The 22,983-nt window shown below is 67.3% G+C and carries 24 protein-coding genes; 11 read left to right on the forward strand and 13 right to left on the reverse strand.

Annotation, left to right across the window (positions count from 1 at the left end; translation table 11 throughout):
• Positions 1-108 precede the first annotated feature (108 nt).
• From BM199_RS01070 to BM199_RS01085, 4 genes are all read left to right on the forward strand, one after another.
• Positions 109-294 carry a DUF3073 domain-containing protein gene (locus BM199_RS01070; protein ID WP_091668087.1) on the forward strand — a complete coding sequence of 62 codons (186 nt, stop codon included), beginning with the start codon at positions 109-111 and terminating at the stop codon, positions 292-294.
• A 286-nt stretch (positions 295-580) separates the two neighbouring features.
• Entirely contained in the window at positions 581-1,441 is an 861-nt protein-coding gene (locus tag BM199_RS01075) for a 3-hydroxybutyryl-CoA dehydrogenase (protein WP_091668089.1), read from the forward strand.
• 22 nt (positions 1,442-1,463) lie between these two features.
• Entirely contained in the window at positions 1,464-1,991 is a 528-nt protein-coding gene (locus tag BM199_RS01080; RefSeq protein ID WP_091668092.1) for a GNAT family N-acetyltransferase, read from the forward strand.
• 46 nt (positions 1,992-2,037) lie between these two features.
• Positions 2,038-2,946 carry a Gfo/Idh/MocA family protein gene (locus BM199_RS01085; protein WP_091668095.1) on the forward strand — a complete coding sequence of 303 codons (909 nt, stop codon included), beginning with the start codon at positions 2,038-2,040 and terminating at the stop codon, positions 2,944-2,946.
• 69 nt (positions 2,947-3,015) lie between these two features.
• Here BM199_RS01085 and BM199_RS01090 read toward each other — a convergent pair whose 3' ends face one another.
• Genes BM199_RS01090 through BM199_RS01100 form a run of 3 tightly spaced genes read right to left on the reverse strand, consistent with a single transcriptional unit; the run spans position 3,016 to position 6,085 of the window.
• On the reverse strand, positions 3,016-4,524 hold the full coding sequence (locus BM199_RS01090; protein ID WP_091668097.1) for a tripartite tricarboxylate transporter permease: 1,509 nt from the start codon (positions 4,522-4,524) through the stop codon (positions 3,016-3,018).
• Positions 4,525-4,526: 2 nt separating this feature from the next.
• Positions 4,527-5,102, reverse strand: coding sequence for a tripartite tricarboxylate transporter TctB family protein (locus tag BM199_RS01095; protein WP_091668100.1), 576 nt, complete (start codon positions 5,100-5,102; stop codon positions 4,527-4,529).
• Positions 5,099-6,085, reverse strand: a complete 987-nt coding sequence (locus tag BM199_RS01100) for a Bug family tripartite tricarboxylate transporter substrate binding protein (protein ID WP_091668103.1) — start codon at positions 6,083-6,085, stop codon at positions 5,099-5,101. The genes BM199_RS01095 and BM199_RS01100 overlap by 4 nt, the downstream gene beginning before the upstream one ends.
• 254 nt (positions 6,086-6,339) lie before the next feature.
• Here BM199_RS01100 and BM199_RS01105 point away from each other — a divergent pair, with 254 nt between their 5' ends.
• The 4 genes from BM199_RS01105 to BM199_RS01120 all read left to right on the forward strand — a co-directional run bounded on the left by BM199_RS01105 (position 6,340) and on the right by BM199_RS01120 (position 11,362).
• Entirely contained in the window at positions 6,340-7,923 is a 1,584-nt protein-coding gene (locus tag BM199_RS01105) for a sensor histidine kinase (RefSeq protein WP_091668106.1), read from the forward strand.
• The gene (locus BM199_RS01110; protein ID WP_091668108.1) at positions 7,920-8,603 is read left to right on the forward strand and encodes a response regulator; all 684 of its coding nucleotides are present in this window, start codon (positions 7,920-7,922) and stop codon (positions 8,601-8,603) included. The genes BM199_RS01105 and BM199_RS01110 overlap by 4 nt, the downstream gene beginning before the upstream one ends.
• A 218-nt stretch (positions 8,604-8,821) precedes the next feature.
• The gene (locus tag BM199_RS01115) at positions 8,822-10,069 is read left to right on the forward strand and encodes a glycosyltransferase 87 family protein (RefSeq protein ID WP_245788063.1); all 1,248 of its coding nucleotides are present in this window, start codon (positions 8,822-8,824) and stop codon (positions 10,067-10,069) included.
• A 93-nt stretch (positions 10,070-10,162) separates the two neighbouring features.
• Positions 10,163-11,362, forward strand: coding sequence for a glycosyltransferase 87 family protein (locus BM199_RS01120; protein ID WP_245788064.1), 1,200 nt, complete (start codon positions 10,163-10,165; stop codon positions 11,360-11,362).
• 79 nt (positions 11,363-11,441) lie between these two features.
• Here the strand turns inward: BM199_RS01120 and BM199_RS01125 are convergent, their stop codons facing one another.
• Both BM199_RS01125 and BM199_RS01130 read right to left on the reverse strand, forming a co-directional pair.
• The gene (locus BM199_RS01125) at positions 11,442-12,026 is read right to left on the reverse strand and encodes a Uma2 family endonuclease (RefSeq protein ID WP_245788065.1); all 585 of its coding nucleotides are present in this window, start codon (positions 12,024-12,026) and stop codon (positions 11,442-11,444) included.
• Positions 12,027-12,173: 147 nt separating this feature from the next.
• Complete coding sequence (locus tag BM199_RS01130; RefSeq protein ID WP_091668111.1) at positions 12,174-12,935, reverse strand: helix-turn-helix domain-containing protein; 762 nt, start codon at positions 12,933-12,935, stop codon at positions 12,174-12,176.
• A gap of 111 nt (positions 12,936-13,046) precedes the next feature.
• Here BM199_RS01130 and BM199_RS01135 point away from each other — a divergent pair, with 111 nt between their 5' ends.
• Complete coding sequence (locus BM199_RS01135; protein WP_091668115.1) at positions 13,047-13,343, forward strand: hypothetical protein; 297 nt, start codon at positions 13,047-13,049, stop codon at positions 13,341-13,343.
• Positions 13,340-13,873: a GNAT family N-acetyltransferase gene (locus tag BM199_RS01140; RefSeq protein WP_091668118.1), complete on the forward strand. Its 534-nt coding sequence runs from the start codon at positions 13,340-13,342 to the stop codon at positions 13,871-13,873. The genes BM199_RS01135 and BM199_RS01140 overlap by 4 nt, the downstream gene beginning before the upstream one ends.
• Positions 13,874-13,882: 9 nt before the next feature.
• On the opposite strand, the gene BM199_RS01145 is transcribed toward BM199_RS01140, so the two are convergent.
• From BM199_RS01145 to BM199_RS01180, 8 genes are all read right to left on the reverse strand, one after another.
• The gene (locus BM199_RS01145) at positions 13,883-15,475 is read right to left on the reverse strand and encodes an AbgT family transporter (RefSeq protein ID WP_091668120.1); all 1,593 of its coding nucleotides are present in this window, start codon (positions 15,473-15,475) and stop codon (positions 13,883-13,885) included.
• 52 nt (positions 15,476-15,527) lie between these two features.
• Positions 15,528-16,856 (reverse strand): M20 family metallopeptidase, encoded by a 1,329-nt coding sequence (locus BM199_RS01150; RefSeq protein WP_091669581.1) that lies wholly within the window; start codon positions 16,854-16,856, stop codon positions 15,528-15,530.
• 57 nt (positions 16,857-16,913) lie between these two features.
• Entirely contained in the window at positions 16,914-17,342 is a 429-nt protein-coding gene (gene arfB / locus BM199_RS01155; protein WP_091669583.1) for an alternative ribosome rescue aminoacyl-tRNA hydrolase ArfB, read from the reverse strand.
• A 68-nt stretch (positions 17,343-17,410) separates the two neighbouring features.
• Positions 17,411-18,481 (reverse strand): phosphoribosylformylglycinamidine cyclo-ligase, encoded by a 1,071-nt coding sequence (purM, locus tag BM199_RS01160; RefSeq protein ID WP_091668123.1) that lies wholly within the window; start codon positions 18,479-18,481, stop codon positions 17,411-17,413.
• 31 nt (positions 18,482-18,512) lie between these two features.
• Positions 18,513-20,051, reverse strand: coding sequence for an amidophosphoribosyltransferase (gene purF, locus BM199_RS01165; protein WP_091668126.1), 1,539 nt, complete (start codon positions 20,049-20,051; stop codon positions 18,513-18,515).
• A 179-nt stretch (positions 20,052-20,230) separates the two neighbouring features.
• A complete protein-coding gene (locus BM199_RS01170; RefSeq protein ID WP_091668128.1) occupies positions 20,231-20,617 on the reverse strand; it encodes a hypothetical protein in 387 nt (128 codons plus the stop codon).
• Positions 20,601-20,837 (reverse strand): DUF397 domain-containing protein, encoded by a 237-nt coding sequence (locus BM199_RS01175; RefSeq protein ID WP_425425477.1) that lies wholly within the window; start codon positions 20,835-20,837, stop codon positions 20,601-20,603. Before BM199_RS01175 ends, BM199_RS01170 begins: the two co-directional genes overlap by 17 nt.
• Before the next feature lie 199 nt (positions 20,838-21,036).
• Positions 21,037-21,906 (reverse strand): helix-turn-helix domain-containing protein, encoded by an 870-nt coding sequence (locus BM199_RS01180; protein ID WP_091668131.1) that lies wholly within the window; start codon positions 21,904-21,906, stop codon positions 21,037-21,039.
• Between the two features lie 242 nt (positions 21,907-22,148).
• Here BM199_RS01180 and BM199_RS01185 point away from each other — a divergent pair, with 242 nt between their 5' ends.
• Positions 22,149-22,982, forward strand: coding sequence for an SAM-dependent methyltransferase (locus BM199_RS01185; protein ID WP_091668133.1), 834 nt, complete (start codon positions 22,149-22,151; stop codon positions 22,980-22,982).
• Position 22,983: the final 1 nt, after the last annotated feature.

A 22,983-nucleotide genomic window follows, 5' to 3' on the forward strand; every position in this document is an offset into this window, starting at 1 on the left:
GTCCCACCCCCGGGACACGGTACGGTGGTCGGAGGAAATAGTTGTCGAGACGATGCGGGGCCGCCGATTTCCCCCGGCCGCCCCGCCCCTGTGCGAGGGGGTCGAGCCATGGGGCGCGGCCGAGCTAAGGCCAAGCAGACGAAGGTGGCCCGGGAGCTCAAGTACAGCACTCCCACCACGGACTTCGATGCATTACAGCGAGAGCTGTCCGGTAGCTCCTCCGGTGACCAGCACGAGGACGAGCGGCGGGACGAAGACCCGTACGACGACGGATACGACGAGTACCGGCGTTGACGGACGCGGAACACGAGGGTGGGCGCTGGGTGAACCCCAGACCCCACCCTCGAGTTTCGTGTGTCTTCTGGCCATCTGTCCTCCGATGGTCAGGTGTGAGCGGACACGGTAAGGAGCCTGTTGGTGAAGGGAGCTTGTGGCGATGGTGCCCCCTGGAACGCGCGCGGCGTAGCCCACGAGCGGCGAGGTGGGGCGAATTACTCGCGATGGTGAGTACTCATGCGTGAGTCCGAGCCCCGCCGAGTCGATCGTGACGTGCGTTTGCCAGCGAACATTAAGGAGCGCAGTGCCTGATATTCAGCGGGTAGGTGTGGTCGGTGCGGGCCTGATGGGCTCGGGTATCGCCGAGGTGCACGCCAAGGCCGGGCTCGATGTGACGATCACCGAGGTCAACCAGCCTGCGCTCGACGCGGGGCGGGCGCGGATCGAGAAGTCCCTGCAACGCGGCGTGCGCAACGGCAAGCTGTCCGAGGCCGACGCCGAGGCAGCACTTGGCCGGTTGAGCTTCACCACCGATCTGGAGGCGTTCAGCGACCGGGACCTGGTGGTCGAGGCCGTGCTCGAACAGGAGCAGGCCAAGGTCGAGGTCTTCAGTTCGCTCGACAAGGTGGTCCGGCGCGAGGACGCGATCTTCGCCTCGAACACGTCCTCCATCCCGATCATGAAGCTGGGCATGGCCACGAGCCGGCCCGAGCAGGTGGTCGGCATTCACTTCTTCAACCCGGTTCCGGTTCTGCCGCTGGTGGAGCTGGTGCCATCCCTGCTCACCGGCGAGGAAACGATCCAGCGTGCCGACGCGCACGTCACCGGTGCGTTGAGCAAGACCGTGATCCGCTCGCAGGACCGCGCCGGGTTCATCGTGAACTCCCTGCTGGTGCCCTACCTGCTCTCGGCCATCCGGATGATCGAGAGCGGCTTCGCCTCGGCCGAGGACATCGACCGGGGTATGGAGCTCGGCACCGCGCACCCGATGGGTCCGCTGCGCCTTTCCGATCTGATCGGACTCGACACGATCAAGGCGATCGCCGACTCCATGTACGCCGAGTTCAAGGAGCCGCTGTACTCGGCGCCGCCGCTGTTGCTGCGCATGGTCGACGCCGGCCTGCTCGGCAAGAAGACCGGTCGCGGGTTCTACAGCTACTCCTGACCACACGACGAGGGGGACGCCCGTGCTGACCGGCGAGTTCGTGCGGTTGCGGGCCGTCGAACCGTCCGACGCCGAGTCGTTGCTGCGCTGGAACGACGATCCTGACGTGTCCCGGTGGATGATCAACGATTATCCGATGTCGCTCGCCCAGACGGTCAGGCGTTGCGAGGAGCGACCCCGGAACACCTACGGCGAGCTGACCCTGTGCATTGAGACGCTGGCCGAAGGGCGCGCGATCGGCATCGTCGGCCTGTCGGGTGCGGAACCGGAATCGGGCCGGGCCGAACTCGACATCTACATCGGCGAGCCAGACTTCAGGGGCGGCGGATACGGCACCGACGCCACGCGGGTGATCTGCCGGTACGGGTTCGACTCGATGCGGCTGCACAGGATCAGTCTGTGGGTCGTCGCGGAGAACATCGCCGCGCGGCGGGTGTACGAGAAGCTCGGCTTCGTCGAAGAGGGACGGCAGCGGGAGAGCTTCCGCCGGGACGGGCGCTGGCACGACCACATCCTGATGGGCCTGCTCGAAGGCGAACTGGTCGAGTAACACCTGGCCCCGGCGGGTAATCGCGACGGTGCCCTACGCTGCGCGCATGCACGAAGAAGCGCCTCCTGCCCCGCTCCGGGTCGGCCTGATCGGCGGTGGCCCGTGGGCCTCGTCGGTGCACGCTCCCGGCCTCGCCGACCACCCCGGAACCACCCTCACGGCCATCTGGACCCGACGTCCCGAGGTGGCGAAGGAACTCGCCGAGGCGCACGGGGCCATCGCGTGCGCCGATGTGGACGAGTTGTTCGACGCCGTGGACGCCGTGGCTTTCGCGGTGCCACCCGCGATCCAGGCGGAGCTGGGGGTTCGCGCGGCCGAGGCGGGTAAGCACCTGATCCTGGAGAAGCCGATCGCGGCCGACGTGGCCGGCGCCGAACGGCTCGCCGAGGCCGTCACCGACGCCGGTGTCGTCGCTCTCGTGGTGCTCACCCTGCGGTACGCGTTGCAGACACAGGAATGGCTGAGCGGGCTGGCCGAGGCCGGCGGCTGGTCCGGTGGCAGCGTGCGGTGGCTGTCCGGCGCGCTGCTCGGTGACACCTACGGCAGCTCGCCGTGGCGGCACGAGCAAGGTGCGCTGGCCGACATCGGACCACACGTCTTCGATCTGGTCGATGCCGCGCTCGGTCCGGTCACCCGGGTGCTGGGCGCGAACCGGAGTGAGAACGACCTGTGGCACGTGCTGCTCGAGCACACCGGCGGCGCGACCAGCACGGTCAGCATGTCGCTGCGGCTGCCGGTGCGGCCGTCGGTGGTCGAGTTCGCGGTGTACGGGGAGCACGGCTTCCGCTGCCTCGGCCGTAAGCCCGGTTCGGCGAGCGAGTCCTACACGGCACTGCTGGACGACTTCGCGGCGATGATCGCCAGCGGCACCAGCACCCACCCCTGCGACGTCCATCGTGGTCTGCACCTGCAGCGCATCTTGGACCAGGCCCGTAGGGCAGCTGCCCGCGCGTGAAGCCCACCGTGGCCACCGTGCGGACGTCCCGCACGGTGGCCACGGTGGGCTTTTCCAGGGGTGGCTACCTCAGGCGTCGATGCGCTCGCGGTCCGGCGCCGCCTTGGGGAGGAACCTGCGGAGCAGGGGCCAGGCCAGGATCACCGCGATGATCGCGTAGACCACCACCGCCATCGGCGAGTTGACCAGGCCGACCACGTCACCGTCGCTGATCTGCAACGCGCGCCGCATCTGCTGCTCGGCGGCCGGGCCGAGGATCACCCCGATGATCGCGGGCAGCACCGGAAGGCCGTACCGGCGCATCGCGAAGCCGAGCAGGCCGATGAGGAACAGCAGGAGCAGGTCGATCACCTCGCCACCGACGGCGTACGCGCCGACGCTGGCGAAGAACAGGATCCCGGCGTACAGGTACGGCCGCGGAACCCGCAGCAGCTTCGCCCACAACGGCGCGAGCGGCAGGTTGATCACCAACAGCAGGGTCAGGCCGATGAACAGGCTGGCGATCAGCGCCCAGACAAGTCCTGCCTCCTGCTCGAACAACAGCGGCCCCGGCTGGATCCCGTACTGCTGGAACGCGGCCAGCATCACCGCCGCCACGGCGGTCGTCGGCAGGCCGAGCGTCAGCATCGTCACCAGCGTGCCCGCGGCGGACGCGCTGGCCGTGGACTCCGGGCCCGCGACACCCTCGATCGCTCCCTTGCCCCACTCGTCCTTGCGCCGGGACAGTCGCTTCTCGGTCACGTAGGACAGGAACGTCGGGATCTCGGCGCCACCGGCGGGAATCGCGCCGAACGGGAAGCCGATCACCGGCCCCCGCAGCCATGGCCGCCAGGTGCGTCGCAGGTCGCCCCGCCCGAGCCACGGCTGGCCGACCGGGATCGGCTTGTCCAGTTTGCGATTCATCCGCGACGCGACCCACAGCGACTCACCGACGGCGAACAACCCGACCGCAACGATCACCACGTCGATGCCGTCGGCCAGGTGCAGCGATCCGAGCGTCAGCCGCGACTGCCCGGTCATCTCGTCGAGGCCGACCAAGCCGATCGTCAGACCGATCAGCAGTGCGGCGAAGCCGCGGATGCGCGACCGGCCCAGCACGGACGTGACGGCGATGAACGCCAGCACCATGATCGCGAAGTAGTCGGGCGAACCGATGTTCACGGCGAGTGATGCGACGGTCGGCGCGAGCAGCACGAGCGCGATGGTGCCGATCATTCCGCCGATGAAGTTGCCGATCGCGGCAGCGGCGAGCGCCTGCGAACCCCGGCCGCGTTTGGCCATCGGATTGCCCTCGATCGCGGTCACCACCGACGCGCTCTCACCGGGAGTGTTGAGCAGGATCGACGTGGTGGAACCGCCGAACATCCCGCCGTAGTAGATACCGGCGAACATGATGAAGGCCGCCGTCGGATCGAGTCCGTAGGTCACCGGAAGCAGCAGTGCAACGGCCATCGCCGGGCCGATGCCCGGCAGCACGCCGATGGCGGTGCCGAGAATGACACCAATGGCGGCGAACATCAGGTTCTGCGGAGTCAGCGCGGTGCCGAACCCCTCGATCAACAGGGAGAACGAGTCCATGTTCAGAGCACCTCCATCAGCGGCCCGCCGGGCAACGGAACCCCGAGCAACTCGTTGAACAGGAACCAGGTGATCACCGCGACGGCGGCGGAGATCAACGGATCACGGACCAGATTGCGGCTACCCAGGGCGTAGCAGGCGCCCCAGAACAGAATCGCCGAGGAAATCGGAAAACCCACGGTGCCGATCAGTGCCGCGTTGGCCAGAAACGCGGCGGAGAGCAGCAGCACCGTGCGCCAGTCGGTCGACGCCTCGAGGTCGACGTCCTCACCCCCCTCTGCCTCGCCACGCCCGCCACGAAACACGTTGCGCGCCAGCAGGACCGCGACGAGCACGAGCAGGGATCCGACGACCACCGGCACGCTCTTCGGCCCGACCGGCCCACGCTGGGTGAAGTCGGTGGGCATACTCAGCGCGTCGGTCAGCACCAGCACACCGAGTGCCAGCAGCAGCACGCAGATGCCGAGTTCGGAATGCCCCCGCCACCAAGAAGCCCGGCCGCCGTTCCCGGAGGTATTCACAGGCTTGTCCACAGTGTTCACAGATCCCGTGGAAGAACTGCCCAGCGACGAAGTCATGCGAGCCCCAACTCCTTCAGGACCGAGACAACCCGGTCGTTCTCCGATTTCAGGAAGGTGTCGAACTCCTCACCGGTCAGGAACGCATCGCCCCAGCCGTTGCGCCGCAGCGCCTCTTGCCACTGCTCGGTTCCGTGCATCCTGGTCAACATCGTCACGAGCTTGTTCCGGTCCTCGTCACTGATATCGGGCGGCGCGACGATGCCCCGCCAGTTGGTGAAGCCGACGTCCACTCCGGACTCCTGGAGCGTGGGAGCGTCGATGCCGGGCACGCGCTCCGGGCTCGTGACAGCGAGGGCACGCAGTTCGCCCGCGGCGATCTGGTCGCGGGTCTCGCCGATTCCGGAAACCCCGAATCCGACCTTTCCGCCGAGCACCGAGGCCATCAGCTCACCGCCGCCGTCGAACTGGACGTAGTTCACCTGGCGCGGCTTGATACCGACGGCCTTCGCCATCAGCATCGGCGCGAGGTGGTCCGGCCCGCCCGGAGACGAACCACCACCGACCGGCAGGGAAGCCGGGTCCTTCTTCCACGCCTCGACGAGCTGCCCGATGTTCTCGTAGGGCGAGTCCTTCGACACCACGACGATGTCGGACTCCTCCGTGAGCCGGGCGATCGGCGTCGTTTCCTGAAGCGACGAGGGTGACTGGTTGGTGTAGACGGAACCGACCACGCCGAGGCCCATCGACATGGCCAGTTTGCCGTTTCCGCGCTCACTGACCAGCCTGCCGAGGCCGACCGTGCCACCCGCACCCGGCAGGTTGAACACCTCGACATTGCTGTTGAACTCGGCGTCCTCAATGGTCTTCGCCGCCGTGCGTGCGGTGATGTCGTATCCGCCGCCCGGCGAGTTCGGCACCATGAACCGCAGGCCGCGGATCTGCGACCCGCTGTCGTCACCACCCGCGGAGACCAGCGGCGGGACCAGCAGCACCAGCAGGGCGGCGCCCAGCACCGCCAGCCAGGTTTTCGGGTTCCTCATACGGGGTTGCACCTCGATGTGCTCGTGTTTCTGCCATGCTCGTGTTCACTGAAGCTGCCTGAACCTCTGTGAGACCGGCCTCAGTGTCCGGCTGGTCGGTCATGCTCCCCCGGCACGGGCCCGTTGTCTCGCTTGCGCGCCTTTCGGTACTTGTGTTCGTTGTGGTCACGTGGCGCACCGCCGTCGAAGTGTCATAGTTGGAGATCCGATCCGGGCGATCGGTCACGCGCAGGCAGGACACGAGGAGGTGTGGCGTGGGCGGCAAGGGTTCCCTCGCCCGCCAACTGCTGGGCTGGCAGTTGGCGATCGTCTTCGCGCTGCTGGCGTGTGTGGTCACCTTCTCGGTGATCCAGTCCGGCAAGAGCTTCACCGACACCGAGGGACGCAAGCTGCTCTCCGTCGCGGAGAACGTGGCGGCGACCCCAGGAGTGCGGATCAGCCTCGCTGATCCCGTGCGCCGGGACGCGTTACCGATCTTCGCCGAGAGCGCGCGCAGCCTCTCCGGAGCCGACTCGGTGATCATCGCCTCGCCCGATCGGAAAGTGCTGACCTCCCCGGACCCGCGCCAGATCCGGGAGGCTCTGCCGCTGGGCGAGAGCACGGTCATCGAGGGGCGCGCCTGGGTCGGCGAGGTGGATGACTTCCTCGTGGCGCACGTTCCGGTGATCGACAAGAACGGCGAGTTCCTCGGGATCGTCGCCGCGGCCAAGGAGATGCCCGGATTCTTCGCCGGCATCACGAACTCTCCCGGCAACGCCCTCGCCCTGCTGGCGATCGCGACCCTGATCGGCATCGCCGGTTCGGTCTTCATCACCTGGTGGGTCAAGCGGCAGACCCTCGGCCTCGAACCCCGCGAAATCACCGGGCTGGTGGAACACCGCGAAGCGCTGTTGCACGGCATCAGGGAAGGCGTGGTGGCACTCGACGAGCAGGACCGGATCACGCTGGTCAACGACAAGGCCCGGGAACTGCTGGCGCTGCCGCAGGAATGTGTCGGCATGCACGTCAACGAGCTCGAACTCAACGAGCGACTGCGCGACGTCCTCACCGGAACGGCGAGCGGCACGGACCAGATCGTGCTGCGCGCGGGGCGGGTGCTGGTGATGAACCGGATGCCGGTCACGCACGACGGTCGCGAGGTCGGCGCGGTGGCGACCCTGCGCGACCGCACCGAACTGGTGGCCCTGCGCGAGGAACTGGAGGCCAACTCCAGGGCCACGGACACGCTGCGCGCGCAGGCGCACGAGTTCACCAACCGGCTGCACACCATCGCGGGACTGATCGAACTGGGTGAGTACGACGAGGCCCGCAGCTACGTCGACCTGGTCAGTCGTGCGCACGACGAGTGGCACGACCAGGTCACCGCGCGGATCGGCGACGTCGCCGTGGCGGCACTGCTGATCGCGAAGGCGAGCCTCGCCGCGGAGCAGGGGATCGGGCTGCGGATCACCGACACCAGCGGTCTCGCTCCGGTGGACGAGCGGCTTTCCGGCGATCTGGTGACCGTGGTGGGCAATCTTGTGGACAACGCGCTCGACGCGCTGCACGGGACCGGCGGCGACTGGATCGAGGTGGAGATCCGGCAGGAGTCCGGGAGGGTGGCGGTCGTCGTCCGCGACTCCGGTCCGGGTGTCGCGCCGGACATCGCCACCGAGGTGTTCACCCACGGCTTCACCACGAAGGCCGCGGAGGACCGTGGGCAACGCGGACTCGGCCTGGCCATCACCCGGCAGATCTGCCGGCGTCGCGGCGGTTCCGTTCAGGTGCACAACGCCGGTGGCGCGGTGTTCACCGCGGAACTTCCCCTGTCCGGGGACTCGGCGAAGGTGACGACATGATCAGGGTGCTGGTCGTGGACGACGACTTCATGGTCGCCAAGGTCCACAGTGGATACGTGGAGCGGACCCCCGGGTTCACCGTTGTAGGCGTCGCACACAGCGGCGCCGACGCGCTACGCGCCGTGACCGACCTCCGGCCCGACCTCGTCCTCCTGGATATCTATTTGCCCGATTTGGACGGGATTGCGGTGCTCCGAGAACTTCGTGCGGATCCGTCTACAGCGGACACGGACGTGGTCGTGATCACCGCGGCCAGGGATGTGGAGACGATCCGGAGCGCGATGCGCGGTGGCGCACTGCACTACCTGATCAAGCCGTTTCCCTACTCGGCCCTGCGCGACCAGCTCGAACACTTCGGTTCACTGCACGAGAAGCTGAACCGGCTCTCCGCGCAGACCGGAGCGGGCCAGCAGGACGTCGACGCCGTTTTCGGTGCCCGGCCGCGATCAGCGAGCACTCTCCCCAAAGGGCTGACCGAGCAGACCGCGAAACTTGTCCAGAAGGCACTACGCGAGCACCCAGCCGGCCTGTCGGCCACGGAATGCGCGCAGGTCACGGAGCTTTCCCGGCCCAGCGCCCGGCGCTACCTCGAGCACTTCGCCACCAACGGACAGGCCGAGGTGCGGCTGCGTTACGGCGGAACCGGACGTCCGGAACGGCAGTACCACTGGCGAAGCTGAGCCTTCCCATGCTCTAGTGTAACAATTTGGCATACGTACAGTGTCCTATCAAAGGTCAGGTTATTCACCACCGCCGTGCGGCCATCCACGGGCCTCACCCGCAGTTGGCAGCCACGACCGCCCCTACTGCGGCACAAAAGCCTGCCGCAGCGGGGGCCCTCTCCGGGGCGGCCCCGTCTACCAACTTGTGAATAACCCTCACACGGGAGTTGTCGGCTTTGCTCAGCTATCGATCCGTTCTCGACCGCGCCGGGATCACGTCCGCCCATGACGAGTACCGGCGACACCAGCGATTGGTGCGGATCGCGCTGACCGTCCTGGTGGTCTCGGTGACCGCCTACGCGATCGTGGGCAGCGGTTTCGTGGACCTGCACGTGTACCGCACCGGCGGCTACGCCTGGCTCACCGGCATCGGCCTCTACACACCCGGGTTTCCGCAACTCGTACCCGGATCCCCGCTGCCGTTCATCTACCCCCCGCTGTCCGCGATCCTGTTCAGTCCGCTCTACCTGCTGCCGTGGCAGGCCGCCAAGTTCGTCCTGACCCTCGCCAGCGTGCTCGGACTGGTCGCGACGCTGGTCGTCACCGCGTATCGCGTGTACGGCAGGCGTTCGCTCGCACTGGTGCTCGGCCTTGGTGTCGCCGCTGCCGGGCTGCTGTTCGAGCCGGTCCGGCAGACCATCCACTTCGGGCAGATCAACCTGATCCTGATGGGGCTGGTCGCGGTGGACTGCCTGCTGCCCCGCACGCGCTGGCCACGCGGGCTGCTGATCGGACTGGCCGCCGCCATCAAGCTGACCCCGGCGGTGTTCGTCCTGTTCTTCCTGGTCCGCCGTCAGTACCGAGCGGCAGCCGTCACCGTGGCGTCGTTCGCCGGCTTCAGCCTGGCCGGATTCGCCCTTGCCCCATGGCAGTCGCTGAAGTACTGGTTCGACTTTCTGCCGAGGACCGACACCACGGTCGGCGTCGCGTACGCGTTCAACCAGTCCTACCAGGCCATCCTGCATCGCGTGCTGGGCGAAGGCCTCGCACGATCGGCGGTGTGGGCGTTGCTCGTCGCAGGCACCTTCGTGCTGGCCTGGGTCGCCGCACGACGAGCACGTGCGGCAGGCGACGACGTCGTCGCACTGCTGGCCATCGCCTGCTGGGCCGTGCTCGCTTCCCCCATCAGTTGGTCGCACCACTGGGTCTGGGCCGCTCCGGCCGCGGTGGTGCTGCTCAGGGCGGGACAACAGGCGGCTGTCCGCACGCGCGTGCTGCTGGCCCTGGTCGGCCTCGTCTTCGTCATCGGTCCGCACACGTTCATGCCGCAGTTGCACGAGGTGGAACTGCACTGGATGTGGTGGCAGCACCTGTTGGGCTCCAGTTATGTGCTCGTCGGTCTCACCTCGCTGATCTGGCTGTCGCTGCGCAGGCCGGCCGTCGAGCGAGCGCCGGCGCCGGCGGCGGTGGCTAACCTGAGCTGAGCGTCGGCTGGCGACAGCCTCACCCTAGGATCGTCGGCACATCGTGTGCGGCATCAACGAGCTGGGGGCCAGGGGTTGAGCAGCAAGGTACCCGTGTTGCAGCGGCATGGCGTCCGCGCCGCCGACGCCGCCGAGATGCGGCGGCACACCACCCATTCCAGGTGGCTGCTCGTCGTGCTCGGCATGACCGCCCTTGCGTTCATCCTGATCTGGCCCGGCTTCCTCGACCTGCACGTCTACCGCGCAGGCGGTTACGCGTGGCTGCACGGCATCGGGCTCTACTCGGACCAGTTCCCGGGCCTGGTCCCCGGCATGCCCCTGCCGTTCACCTACCCGCCGTTCGCCGCGATCGTGTTCGCGCCGGTATGGCTGCTGCCGTGGCACGTGGCGAAAGTACTGATCACCACCATCAGTGTGCTCGGCCTGCTCGCGGCCACGCTCACGGTCAGCGGCCGGTTGTACGGGCGCCGGACCGTCTCCGTGGTCGTCGGCGTCGGGGCTGCCGCTGCCTGGGCGCTGTTCGAGCCCGCGAGGCAGACCATCAGCTTCGGGCAGATCAACCTCATCCTGATGGGCCTGGTGGCACTGGACTGCCTGCTGCCCCGCACGCGCTGGCCACGAGGGCTGCTGATCGGCCTCGCCAGTGCGATCAAGCTGACGCCCGCTGTGTTCGTGCTGTACTTCCTGGCCCGTAAGCAGTACCGAGCGGCCGCGGTGAGCTTCGGCTCCTTTGTCGGGTTCGGCCTGTTCGCCTGGGCATTGGCACCCTCGGACACCGCGCGATACTGGTTCGACTCCCTGCTCGACCCCGAACGCATCGGCGGGCTGGCGTACGCGTTCAACCAGAACATTCGGGCCGTGCTGTACCGGCTGCTGCCGGAGGGCACCCTGCAGACCGGGCTGTGGATGGCACTCGTCGCGGTCGCACTGGTGCTCGCCTGGATGGCTGCCCGCCGCGCACTGGCGGCAGGCGACCAAGTCAACGCACTGCTGGCCATTGCCCTGTTCGGACTGCTGGCGTCACCGGTGAGCTGGTCACACCACTGGGTGTGGATCATTCCGGCCGCCATCGTGCTGGTCCGATGGGCACAACGCAGTGGCATCGGCGTGCGAATCGTGGCCGGGCTGGTCCTCGTGGTGTTCGCGATCGGTCCGCACAGCCACCTCCCGCAGACCCATGATCTGGAACTCCAGTGGACGTGGTGGCAGCACCTGCTCGGCTCCAGCTACGTCATCATCGGCGTCGTCGCCCTGCTCTTGTTGGCCCTTCGCCGACCGTCTGACCAGCACTGATAGCTGACGCGGCTGGCGCCCTGCTTACCCGACAGTGGTAGCGCGGGTCGGCGGTGCCAAAATCGCGGATACCGCTTACTCAGTCGCGCGTACTTGCCCTACGGGAGACCCCAAGCGCCCGGACGTCGATCGTGAGCGGCGCCGGTGTCGCCAGCACGACCTTCTCGGCACCCTCGGCATCCAGCTCGTACTCACCCTCCACGAGACGATATGTCGACAGACTCACCGGCGGTTCGACGTCGATCAACCAGTAGCTGGGGATGCCGGCCTCGGCATACTCCGCGAACTTGACCACCCTGTCGGTGCGCGAGGAGCCCGGCGAAATCACCTCGACGGCGACCAGAACGTCCTCGGCGCGAAGACGAGACGGACCGGTGTCGCCAATCGAACTGGGTATCACCAGCACGTCCGGAACGCGCACGGTGGCGACCTGCCCGCCTGCGATCACCACATCCATGTCCATGACCGGCTCGAACTCCGGCGGGAGCTGGTCGTTCAGCTGGCCCCACAACCGTGCCGCGGCTCGCTGATGCCCGAATACGGGCTTCGGACTCACCTGCAGAACCCCCTCCACAAGCTCAATGTGCTGGGAGTTGTCCTCCGGCAGGGCAATCCAGTCGTCGAGCGACAAGCGCTCGCCCGACGTCCATGAGTCCAGGCTCACCGCGACCACCTCCTCTTCTCCCCAGTGACAACCAGTGTGGCACGAAGCACCGACAGGGACCTGCGTGTGCCGTCCACGCACACGTGTTTGCCTGCCGTGTGCAGGTGTGTGCCGCCGATGCACGCGGCGACAGGCGTCCACGTCGATTCACGGTTTACAGCTCAGGTCCGCGATCAGTTCAAGGGAATCGGTGGTGCCAAGAGCCTCGGCCAGAATGGTGCTGAGCGCCGTTCGGTAAGACGCGAGGTCGTCCTTCTCCTCCAGGTAGAGGGTCACGCCGTGGTTCTCCACGAACACGATGCTCGGTTCGCCGCTGAACTCCAGTAACAGGAAAGGACCGCGTAGACCCGGGTGCACTCCGGCCCGCAGCGGCACCACCCGGTGCAAGACACTCTCGTCGAGCACCGACAGATACTGAACGTCCTGACGGCGCAGGAGGCCTCTCCTCGCCATTCGGGAGCGCACCAGTCCGTTCAGTTCGGCGTCGGTCATGGTCGGGTTGATCCCGCGGATGACGGCCGTCGCATACTCGGCCGTCTGCAGCAGCCCCGGCACGAGCGCGAGTTCGTAGTTCTGAATGCGCGTCGCCCTCGCCTCGAAGTCGAGGAAAGCCCGCCAGTCCGGCAGCCCAGAACGCTGGCTCTGCCACCAGCCCTGTTCGTCGGATTTCCTTACCAGTTCCAGAATTGTGTTCCGTCGGCGTTCGGGGACGCGGTAGAGACCCAGCAGCGCGGCTACGTCTTCTGACTCCAATCCCCGGTGTCCGGTTTCCAGTCTGCTGATCTTGCTGGGAGACATACCGAGGAGGTGTGCCACCTCGGCGCCAGTCATACCGGCTTGCTCGCGCAGCTTGCGCAGCTCGGTCGAGACCTGGCGGGAGCGCACGCTCGTGCTCTGGATCGGGGGCATGGTCCAGTATTTCCCCGCGTGCAAGCCGCGCCGCAATGACACAAACGGAGTACTTGCTTGCACCTGTGGCAACGTGCCAGCGTTCGGCCGATGGCCGAACGGGGAGGTTGAGTGCTCGAAAGAGAGAACGACGTCACTCGCGAGTTGTGTCTGCGCACACTCGCCCAGTATGTCCGGGAGGATGGTCCGCGCCTTTTCGCGATCTACGGCGTATACCACTCGCTACCACTGGAAACGGTCTGTGGCTGGGGATTGGAGTGGGACGCCGACCATGGCGGAGCGGTCTTCTACGACCCCGACACCAGGCTCACGTGGCGTGCCGATTCGGCACAGAAAGTATTACAACGCTATCGGATGGTCGCTGATGCTCGCATTGTCCTTGGGGCAAGGGGCAGGCTTGAGCCGTGACGCAAACACTTTCCACAGACGACCTGGACAAGCAGGCACTCGAAGAACTCCGCCTCCTACTGGATCTCGCATTTCGCGGTGAATTCTCGGAGCACGACTGGGCGCATACTCTCGGCGGCTGGCACGCGATGGTGCGCCACGGGGACGAACTCGTGGCGCATGCGGCCGTCATTCCGCGCACCGTGCGAATCGGCATGCGTACGTTCCGCACCGGTTATGTGGAGGGCATGGCAACGCATCCGGCCCACCGTCGGCGAGGCCACGCGAACACACTGATGGAGGCCGTGAACGAACACATCCGCTCGACATACGACCTGGGCGCGTTGTCCGACGGCACGGAAATCGACGGATTCTACCAACGGCACGGCTGGGTGACCTGGTTCGGCAGGTCCTCTGTGGACAGAAAGGACGGCTGGACCGCGACCCCGGAGGAGGACGGCAGCATTCTCGTGCTGCGGACCCCCGCTACCGCCAGGGTGGACCTGACCGCACCGATCGCCTGCGACTGGCGGCCCGGTGACGTCTGGTGAACCTCACCGCTAACGGTCCACGTGGATGTCCATTCCCGGTCCCATCGGTAGATCCGCGAAGTAGAACACGCTCAGGATCACCGCCCAGACCGTCCAGAAAGGAACGACGAACGGGACCATCTTCGCGATCACCGTGCCGAGTCCGGCGCCCGGCTGGTAACGCCGGACGAAGGTGAGCAGCACGATCATGTAGGGGTTCAGCGGGGTCATCACCTGCGTCGCCGAGTCTCCTACGCGGAAGGCTGCCTGCGTGAACCCTGGCTCGAAACCCAGCAGCAGGAACATCGGCACGAACACGCTCGCCATCAGGGTCCACAGACTCGACCCCGAGATGATGAACAGGTTCAGCAACGAGGCGAGAATCATGAAGCCCAGCAACGCCGCGTACCCGGTGAGTCCGATGTCCTGCAGGAAGTTCGCACCGGTCACGGCCAGCCAGGCACCGATGTTGGTCCAGGAGAACAGGGCGATGAACTGGCCGAGCATGAAGGCCAGCACGATGAACCCGGACAGGTCCTTGAGTGCCTTCCCCATCAGCACCGGCACGTCGGCGGCCTTGGTTATGGCGCCGACAGCGATGCCGTAGGCGAGTCCGGGCACGAAGAACGCCAGGAACACCAGGGTGGTCACCGAGTCGAGCAGGGGCGACTTCGGCAGAAAACCGCCGTCCTCGTTGCGCAGTGGCGAGCCCGGCGCCAGTACCAGCACGAGGATCGCGGCGACCAGACCCAGCAGGGTCAGCCCGGCCAGCCGGAGTGCGCGGCGCTCCCTCGGTTCCAGTTCGACCGAGAGCGCGGTGCCCTCCGGCTTGACCGGCCCGGTGAAGTCACCGCTGACGTCATCGGGTACCTCGTCGCGCGGAAAGTTGTTGCGCTCCAACGAGGGCTCTACGACCTTCGCGATGATGAATCCCGCCATCAGGCTGAGCAGGATCGCGGCGACGACGTTGAAGAAGTAGTTGGAGACCGGCGTGACCGTCGTTCCGGGGTCGGGCAGGGTCGCGGCGACCGAGTTGCTGATTCCCGCGAACAACGCGTCGAGACTGGTCACCAGGACGGAGGTGGAGTAGCCCGCACCGGCGGCGGCGAATCCGCCGATCAATCCGGCGACCGGATGCCGCCCCGCGGCCTTGAACACCATGGCGGCCAGCGGCGGGATGATGATGAACGCGGAGTCGGCCATGATGCTGCCGGTGACGCCGATGAAGCCGAGCGCATAGGGCAGCAGCCAGCGCGGTGCTTTGCGGAACGCCAACCGGATCACCGCGGAGAGCATTCCCGTCCGCTCGGCCATCCCCACACCGAGCATGATCGTGACGACCGTCTGCAGCGGCGGGAACTCGATGAAGTTCTTCGCCAGGCCGGTGAACAGGAACCGCACGCCCTCGCCGCTGAACGCGCCCCGGATCGGTGTCGCCTCGTCCTCACCGGGAATCAGCACCGACACGTTGAACGCCGCCATCACCGTGGCGATCAGACCGACCAGCAAGGTCAGCAGTGCGAACAGGATGAACGGCTCGGGTAGCCGGTTGCCCGCGCGTTCGATCCGGTTGAGCACCCGGTCCAGCCGGGTCTGCTCGGGCTGCTGCATGGCCTTTGACATCACGCCACCCCCAGGTCGGTGCTGTGCTCCGGTATCGAAGGTCCGGCTGCGCTCAGGTGAAGAACTCGGGCACGTCGAGCGGTCCGCCCGCGTCCTCGAACTCGCGGTGTGTCGCCGCGCGCAACTCGTTGTCAGCCAGGTAGTCGACCGCGGTCAGCGCCAGCCCGAGCGCTCCGTCCACAACGGCCCTGTCCCCGCTCGGCGAACCGGCCGCAGCGGCAAACTCCTTGGTGTGCAAGGCAACCGTGGGCTCGGAGACCGCGATCATCGGGTGGATGGCCGGCATGCGGTAGCTGAGGTTGCCGAGATCGGTGGAACCGGTGAGGAAGTCGGGCACTACCCCGGGCGGCAACGGCTTGCGCCCGCACGGTTCCTGATTGACGGCCCATCTTCCCGCCAGTGCATGGTTGAACCTGATCGGCAGGTACGGCGGCTGCGCGTCCCACGCGAGTTCGACGCCGCAACCGGTGACTTCGGCCGCACCCCGGGCGATGGCTGCAAGCCGGTCCGCGAGGTCCCGCAGGGTCTCCGGTCGCATGGAACGCAGGTAGAACAGCAGTGCGGCACGCTCGGGAACCACGTTCGGCCGTGCTCCGCCGTCGGTGAAGACGCCGTGCACCCGGTCGCCGGGCGGCAGGTGCTGACGCAGCGCGGCGACTCCCTGGTACGCCGTGACGGCCGCGTCCAGTGCGTTGCGGCCCATGAAGGGCTGTGCCGCCGCATGGGCGCCGACGCCGTGAAAGATCATTTCGAGCTGGCGGCGACCGAGGAACGGATGCAGCGCGATGTCGTGGCTGAACGGGTGCAGCATGATTACGGCGTCGACGTCGTCGAAGACTCCCGCCCTGGCCAGGGTTTCCTTGCCGCCACCGCCCTCCTCGGCGGGAGTGCCGATCAGCGAGACACGGCCACCAGCGGCGGTGATGACGGAGGCCGCGCCGAGGAAGCCGCCGACCGCGGTGGTGCAGATGATGTTGTGCCCGCAGGCGTGCCCGATGCCGGGCAACGCGTCGTACTCGGCGAGCACCGCGATGTGCGGGCCAGCTGTTCCCGCGCTCGCCCGCATCGCCGTGTCCAGGCCGCCGAGGCCGATCTCCGCATGGTGCCCGTGTCGCTCCAACAGGGCCGCGACCTCGCGAACCGACCGGTGTTCGGCGAAGCCGACCTCGGGGTTGGCATGCAGGTCCCGGCTGAGCGCGACCAGGTCGTCACCGTGCTCGCTCACTGCGGCGGTGACCTGCTCGCGTAGTGCGGCAGGCGCCCCGGCATGGTCCGAGCCGGGAGGCTCGGCCTTGGCAACGGCGTCGGCGGTCGCGGCGGTCAGGGACCGCAGATAGCTGTCGTCGGGTGGTTCGGGAGCCGTATGGGTTGCACCTGTCACCCGCCGCACACTAACCCGACCGGCGGCGGTGATCCACAGATCTGTCCGCTATGTGCGTTAGTCGTCGAAACGACCTCTGCGCCCCTTCTTCACATCGCTGCGCCGCTTCTTCGCCGCGATCCGCCGCTCCTTGGAGCCACGAGTCGGGCGGGTGGGCCTGCGGGGAGGCGGAGGTGGCGCCATTGCCTCCCGAAGGGTCGCGACCAGCCGCTCGCGCGCGGCCTCCCGGTTCGCGAGTTGCGCCCTGTGCTCGCTCGCGGCGATGGTCAGCACCCCGCCGGTGAGCCGCCCGCCGAGCCTGCGCAGCAGGCGCTCCCGCTGGTCGTCACGCAGCGACGGCGAGTTCGCCACGTCGAAGGAGAGCTCGACCCGGGAGTCCGTCGTGTTGACGCCCTGGCCCCCAGGACCCGACGAGCGGGAGAAGCGCTCGCTGAGCTCGCCGGCCGGGATCACCAGCCGCGAGTTCACCCTGAGGTCGTCGGCCATGGCGCCATTGTCCCCGATGTCGGCTGTGCGCAGAACGCACACACGTGTGCGTGAATGGCGAACTCGGGTCAGAAGCGGGGGTGGTCGCCGGAGAGGAGGGCGCGTTGGGCGTCGGGGTCGTCGGCGGGACCGACGTCGCCCAGGACCCATGCCGGGATGTGGCGGGCCGTGAGCACGGCGAGTGAGCGGTCGACGTCCTCGGGCGCGACGATCGCGACCATGCCGACGCCCATGTTGAACGTGCGCTCCATCTCGGCGCGGTCGACCTTTCCGAGCTGCGCGATCAGCGCGAAGATCGAGGCCGGGGTCCAGGTGCCCCGCTCCAGACTCGCCCGCAGGCCACGCGGCATGACCCGCGCCAGGTTCGCCTCGAGTCCGCCACCGGTGATGTGCGCGAACGTCCGCACCTCGGCCTCCGCGACGAGCGCGAGGCAGTCGCGGGCGTAGATCTTGGTCGGTTCGAGCAGTTCCTCGCCCAGCGTCCTGCCGAGTTCCTCGACGTGCCCGCCCAGCGGCATCCTGGCGATGTCCAGCAGCACGTGCCTGGCGAGGGAGTAGCCGTTGGAGTGCAGCCCTGTCGAGCCCATCGCGATGGCCACGTCACCGGGGCGCACCCGGTCCGGGCCGAGCAGGCCCGACGCCTCGACAACACCGACACCAGTGGCGGAGATGTCGTAGTCACCCTCGCCCATCATCCCGGGGTGTTCGGCGGTCTCACCGCCGAGCAGGGCGCAGCCCGCCTGGACGCAGCCTTCGGCGATGCCCGAGACCAGCGCCTCGATCCGCGAGGGAACGACCTTGCCGACCGAGATGTAGTCCTGCAGGAACAGCGGTTCCGCCCCGGTGACCACGAGGTCGTCGACAACCATCGCAACCAGGTCGATGCCGACGGTGTCGTGCTTGTCCAGCGCCTGAGCCACCGCGATCTTCGTACCGACACCGTCGGTGGACGACGCGAGCACGGGCTCGGTCCACCGGTCCAGCTTCAGGTTGAACAGGCCCGCGAACCCGCCGACACCACCCATCACCTCGGGGCGGGAAGCGCGCTCCGCATGCGGCTTGAGCAACTCGACGGCTTCATCGCCCGCATCGATATCGACGCCTGCGGCTGCATAGGTAGCGCTCGTGGACTCGCTCACGAAGCGAACTCCGTCCTAAATTCTCGGATGATCAGGGACGCCGGACGGCGTCCTCGGCACCGTACCCGGCTGGGGACACGTGAAGAGCTGGGCCGGTCGAGCCCTCCGCACCGCCGATGCCCTCCAGCAGGTGCTTGCCGATGAGCGCGTCGTCCGGCAACGGAATCGGGTACTCGCCGTCGAAGCACGCCGCGCACAGCCGGGACCTCGGCTGTTCCGAGGCCGCGACGAGGCTGTCCAGCGAAACGTAGCCGAGGGAGTCCGCACCGATCGACCGGCGGATGCCGTCGGCGTCCACTCCGTTCGCGACCAGTTCGGCCCGGGACGCGAAGTCGATGCCGTAGAAGCAGGGCCAGCGCACAGGGGGCGAGGCGATGCGGACATGCACCTCGAGCGCGCCGGACTCGCGCAACATCCGCACCAGCGCGCGCTGGGTGTTGCCGCGGACGATCGAGTCGTCCACCACGACGAGTCGCTTGCCTCGGATGACGTCACGCAGCGGGTTCAACTTGAGCCGGATGCCGAGCTGGCGGATGGTCTGCGAGGGCTGGATGAACGTCCGCCCGACATAGGCGTTCTTCACCAGACCCGACCCGTACGGGATGCCGGAGGCCTGCGCGTACCCGATGGCGGCGGGAGTGCCGGACTCGGGCACCGGAATCACCAGATCCGCGTCGGCTGGATGCTCCGCGGCGAGCCTGCGGCCGATCTCGACCCTGGTCGCGTGCACGCCGCGGCCGGAAATGGTCGTGTCGGGCCTGGCCAGGTAGACGTACTCGAACACGCAGCCCTTCGGCTCCGGGTTGGCGAACCTGGAGGAACGCAGTCCCTCCGCGTCGATCGCCAGCAGCTCGCCCGGTTCGACCTCACGGACGAAGGACGCGCCGACGATGTCCAGGGCCGCGGTTTCACTCGCGACGACCCAGCCGCGTTCGAGCCTGCCGAGGACCAGCGGCCGGACGCCGTGCGGGTCACGCGCGGCATAGAGCGTGTTCTCGTCGGCGAAGGTGAGGCAGAACGCACCCTTGATCGTCGGCAGCAGTTCGAGCGCGGCCGCCTCGATTCCCTTGTCGGCCGCGGCGGCGGCGAGCAGGCCACAGACCAGGTCGGAGTCGGTCGTGGCGCCGTTCGTGTTGATCACGCCCAGCTCGCGGGCCCGCTCGTTCAGCTCGGCGGTGTTGACCAGGTTGCCGTTGTGCCCGAGTGAAAGCCCGCTACCGGTCGCGGTGGTGCGGAAGTTGGGCTGGGCGTTCTCCCAGGTACCGCCCCCCGTGGTCGAGTAGCGGCAGTGGCCGACGGCGATGTGGCCCTGCAGCGTGGAGAGGATCTGTTCGTTGAAGACCTGGCTGACCAGGCCGAGATCCTTGAACACGACGATCTGGCGGCCGTCGGCCACGGAAATGCCCGCGGCCTCCTGCCCACGGTGCTGAAGTGCGTACAGGCCGTAGTAGGCCAGTTTCGCGACTTCCTCACCCGGAGCCCAGACGCCGAAGACGCCGCACTCCTCACGGGGTTCGGGGTCTGGCTGATCTGGCGCGGAAGATCCAGTGGCGGACTGGTCGGAAAGCACCGAGGAGCTCCCTGATGACGAGGGTTGCCTACGTATGGAGTGTAGACGCCCAAAGCCACTGCACCGACCTTGCGCGCCGGTTCGAGACTGGCCTCACGTCGACAGGGCAGCAGGTGTCGCCTCTGGGATGTCCCCAATAATGTGGCATTGGGGACATCCCCAGAGGCGACTCATGGACGCTAGGCGGAAGCCATCAGCCATTTCGCGCGGCCCGCCTCGCCGGGAACCCAGCAACCACGGGTGTCCGCACTGCCCGGCGCGTACTCCTTGTCGCCGAGCGAGAGCAGTTCGTCGATCACCGAGCACATCTCGCCGGTGGACCGCCACAGCTGAGTGCGGGGTTCGAGAATGTCCGCCTCGTCGGCGGGCATCCGGATGGCGAGCACATCGTCCTCGGCCTCGAGCCGGACCACGTCGATGACCGTGCCGTGCGCCCGCACGCCGACCACGGCGAGAACCTCGCCGTCGGCATCACGGGGATGCACGAATCGGTACCCGCGGTCGATCAGCCTGCGGAGCGTCTTCTCGGTCTCTACGGCCTGGACGGCATCACGAGAGGACGTCATCGAACTCGCCGTCCTTGGCGCCCGCGAGGAACGCCGCGATCTCCTCACGCGTGTAGATGAGTGCCGGACCACCGGGGAAGCGCGAGTTGCGCATCGCGATTTCTCCGCCTGGCAGTGGTGCTACCTCGACACAGTTGCCGACCGCTCCGCTGTGCCTGCTCTTGCGCCAGCGCGCTTCCGACAGGAGTTCTGCCGAGATGCCGTTGCGTACCTGCTCCATGATCCCCAACCTTCCCGACTTCAAACTCGGGGGACGATGCATCTGCACGTGCATTCACTTGTGCACCGAACGTAGCACGTGCCGGTGCGCGTGTGAATGCACGTGCACAGGGAATTGAGCGAAAATTAGCCTGTCCGGGTGATGCCAGCCAGCGAGTTCGTGCTCTATTGTCCCCGCGCGAAAAACGGGAAAGTGCTGGTCAGAGCTCGGCGCGCAGCTTCATCAGCCACTGCCGCGTCCGCTCGGGTGTCTCGGCATCCACCGCGAGCCGGTCCAGCGCCCGGCTGTAGACCTCGATCTCGTCGAGTCGTTCGAGGTACAACGCACCGCTCAGGTACTCGATGTACGCCACGTTCGGCAGCTCCGGCTCGGCGAAGCGGAGCAGGGTGAACGCACCCTCTGCCGCGTAGCCACTGAGCTCGAGCGGAACCACCTGCAGCGAGATGTTCGGCAGCGACGTCAGTTCGAGCAGCTTCTCGACCTGCCTGAGCTGGACCGCACGCCCGCCGATCGGCCTGCGCAGCACGGACTCGTCGATGACCGCCCACAGCCGCGGCGCGTTCGGCCGCATCAACACCTTCTGCCGACGCATCCGGAACGCGACCCGCTGCTCGACCTTGTCGCTGGCGTTCTCCGGCACGCCGTGGCTCGCCACCGCCCGCGCGTACTCCTCCGTCTGCATCAGACCCGGCACGAACTGCAGCTCGTAGGTCTGGATCCGCGACGCGGCCTCTTCGAGACCGACGTAGTTGTCCAGCCACTTCGGCATCACGTCGCTATAGCTCTGCCACCAGCCGGGCTGGTTGGACTGCTTGACCATGTCGAGGAAGTTCGCGCGCTCGGCCGGGTCGGAGACGCCGTACATGGTCAGCAGATCGGCGACGTCGCGTTCCTTGAAACCGACCCGGCCCAGCTCGAGCCTGCTGATTTTGGATTCCGAGCTGCGGATCTGGTAACCGGCATCCGCACGGGACATGCCGACGGACTCACGCAGCCTGCGCAGGTGCGCCCCGAGGACCATCCGTCTCGCGGTGGGTCCACCACCGTGCTCGGCGCCACCCGTGGTCATCGCCCGCGTCCTCTCCTGCCTACCCGTCCGTGCGTGCGTACGCGATCCACTCAACCGCCGCGATGCAGAACCTTACCCCTACCTCTACCGAAACGTGCCCATTGATTACCGCCTGTGCGACTCGTTGGGCCAGGTGGGGACGGGATGGGAGAACAAGCCCCACCTCCGTTTACGCGCCGAGTCCGTACGCCTACCCTAGGTGCGGTCCGATTCGTGTTCGATATGTCACAGGTGAGGCCTCCATGACCGGCGTCGTGCCCCGTTCCGATCCTCCCGCTCCCGTTGGCGTCGACCCCACAAGGGCAAGCATCGCCCGGGTGTACGACGCGTTCCTCAACGGCAAGGACAACTACGAGATCGACCGCGAGGTACTCCGCGGGGTGCAGGCGAAGGCGCCGGAAGCCCAGGACCTCGCCACCGAGAACCGTGGCTTCCTGATCCGTGCCAGCCGGTTCATCGCCCACCAGACCGGCGTCGCCCAGTACCTGGACTGCGGCAGCGGCCTGCCCACCGCGGAGAACACGCACCAGGTCGTGCAGCGGATCAACTCGGACTCGACCGTGGTCTACGTCGACAACGACCCGGTGGTGCTCGCGCACGGGCGGGCGCTGCTGGAGGAGAACGACCAGACGCACTTCTCCGCCGCGGACATCTTCAACCCACCCGAGGTACTCGAGGACGAGGTGGTTCGCAAGCACCTGGACTTCTCCCAGCCGATCGCGCTGTTCCAGATGGGCACAATGCACCACTACACCGGCGGCGGCAACCCGGCCGACATCATGCAGAACTACATCGACGCGCTGCCCAAGGGCTCGTACGTCGGGATCAGTCACTTCCTCGATCCCGAGAACCAGTACAGCGCCGTCGCGCGCAAGATGGAGGACGTCTTCCTGCACAGCCCGATGGGCAGTGGCACCTTCCGGACCAAGGCCGAGATCCTGGAGCTGTTCTGCGGGCTGGAGCTGGTCGACCCCGGCCTGGTCCTGTGCGCCGACTGGTGGCCGGACGGCCCGCAGCTCAAGCCGCTCAACCAGGTGCAGTTCTGCATCGCGGGCGGCATCGCCAAGAAGAACTGAA

Source organism: Amycolatopsis marina, assembly GCF_900111885.1.
GTDB classification, from domain to species: domain Bacteria; phylum Actinomycetota; class Actinomycetes; order Mycobacteriales; family Pseudonocardiaceae; genus Amycolatopsis; species Amycolatopsis marina.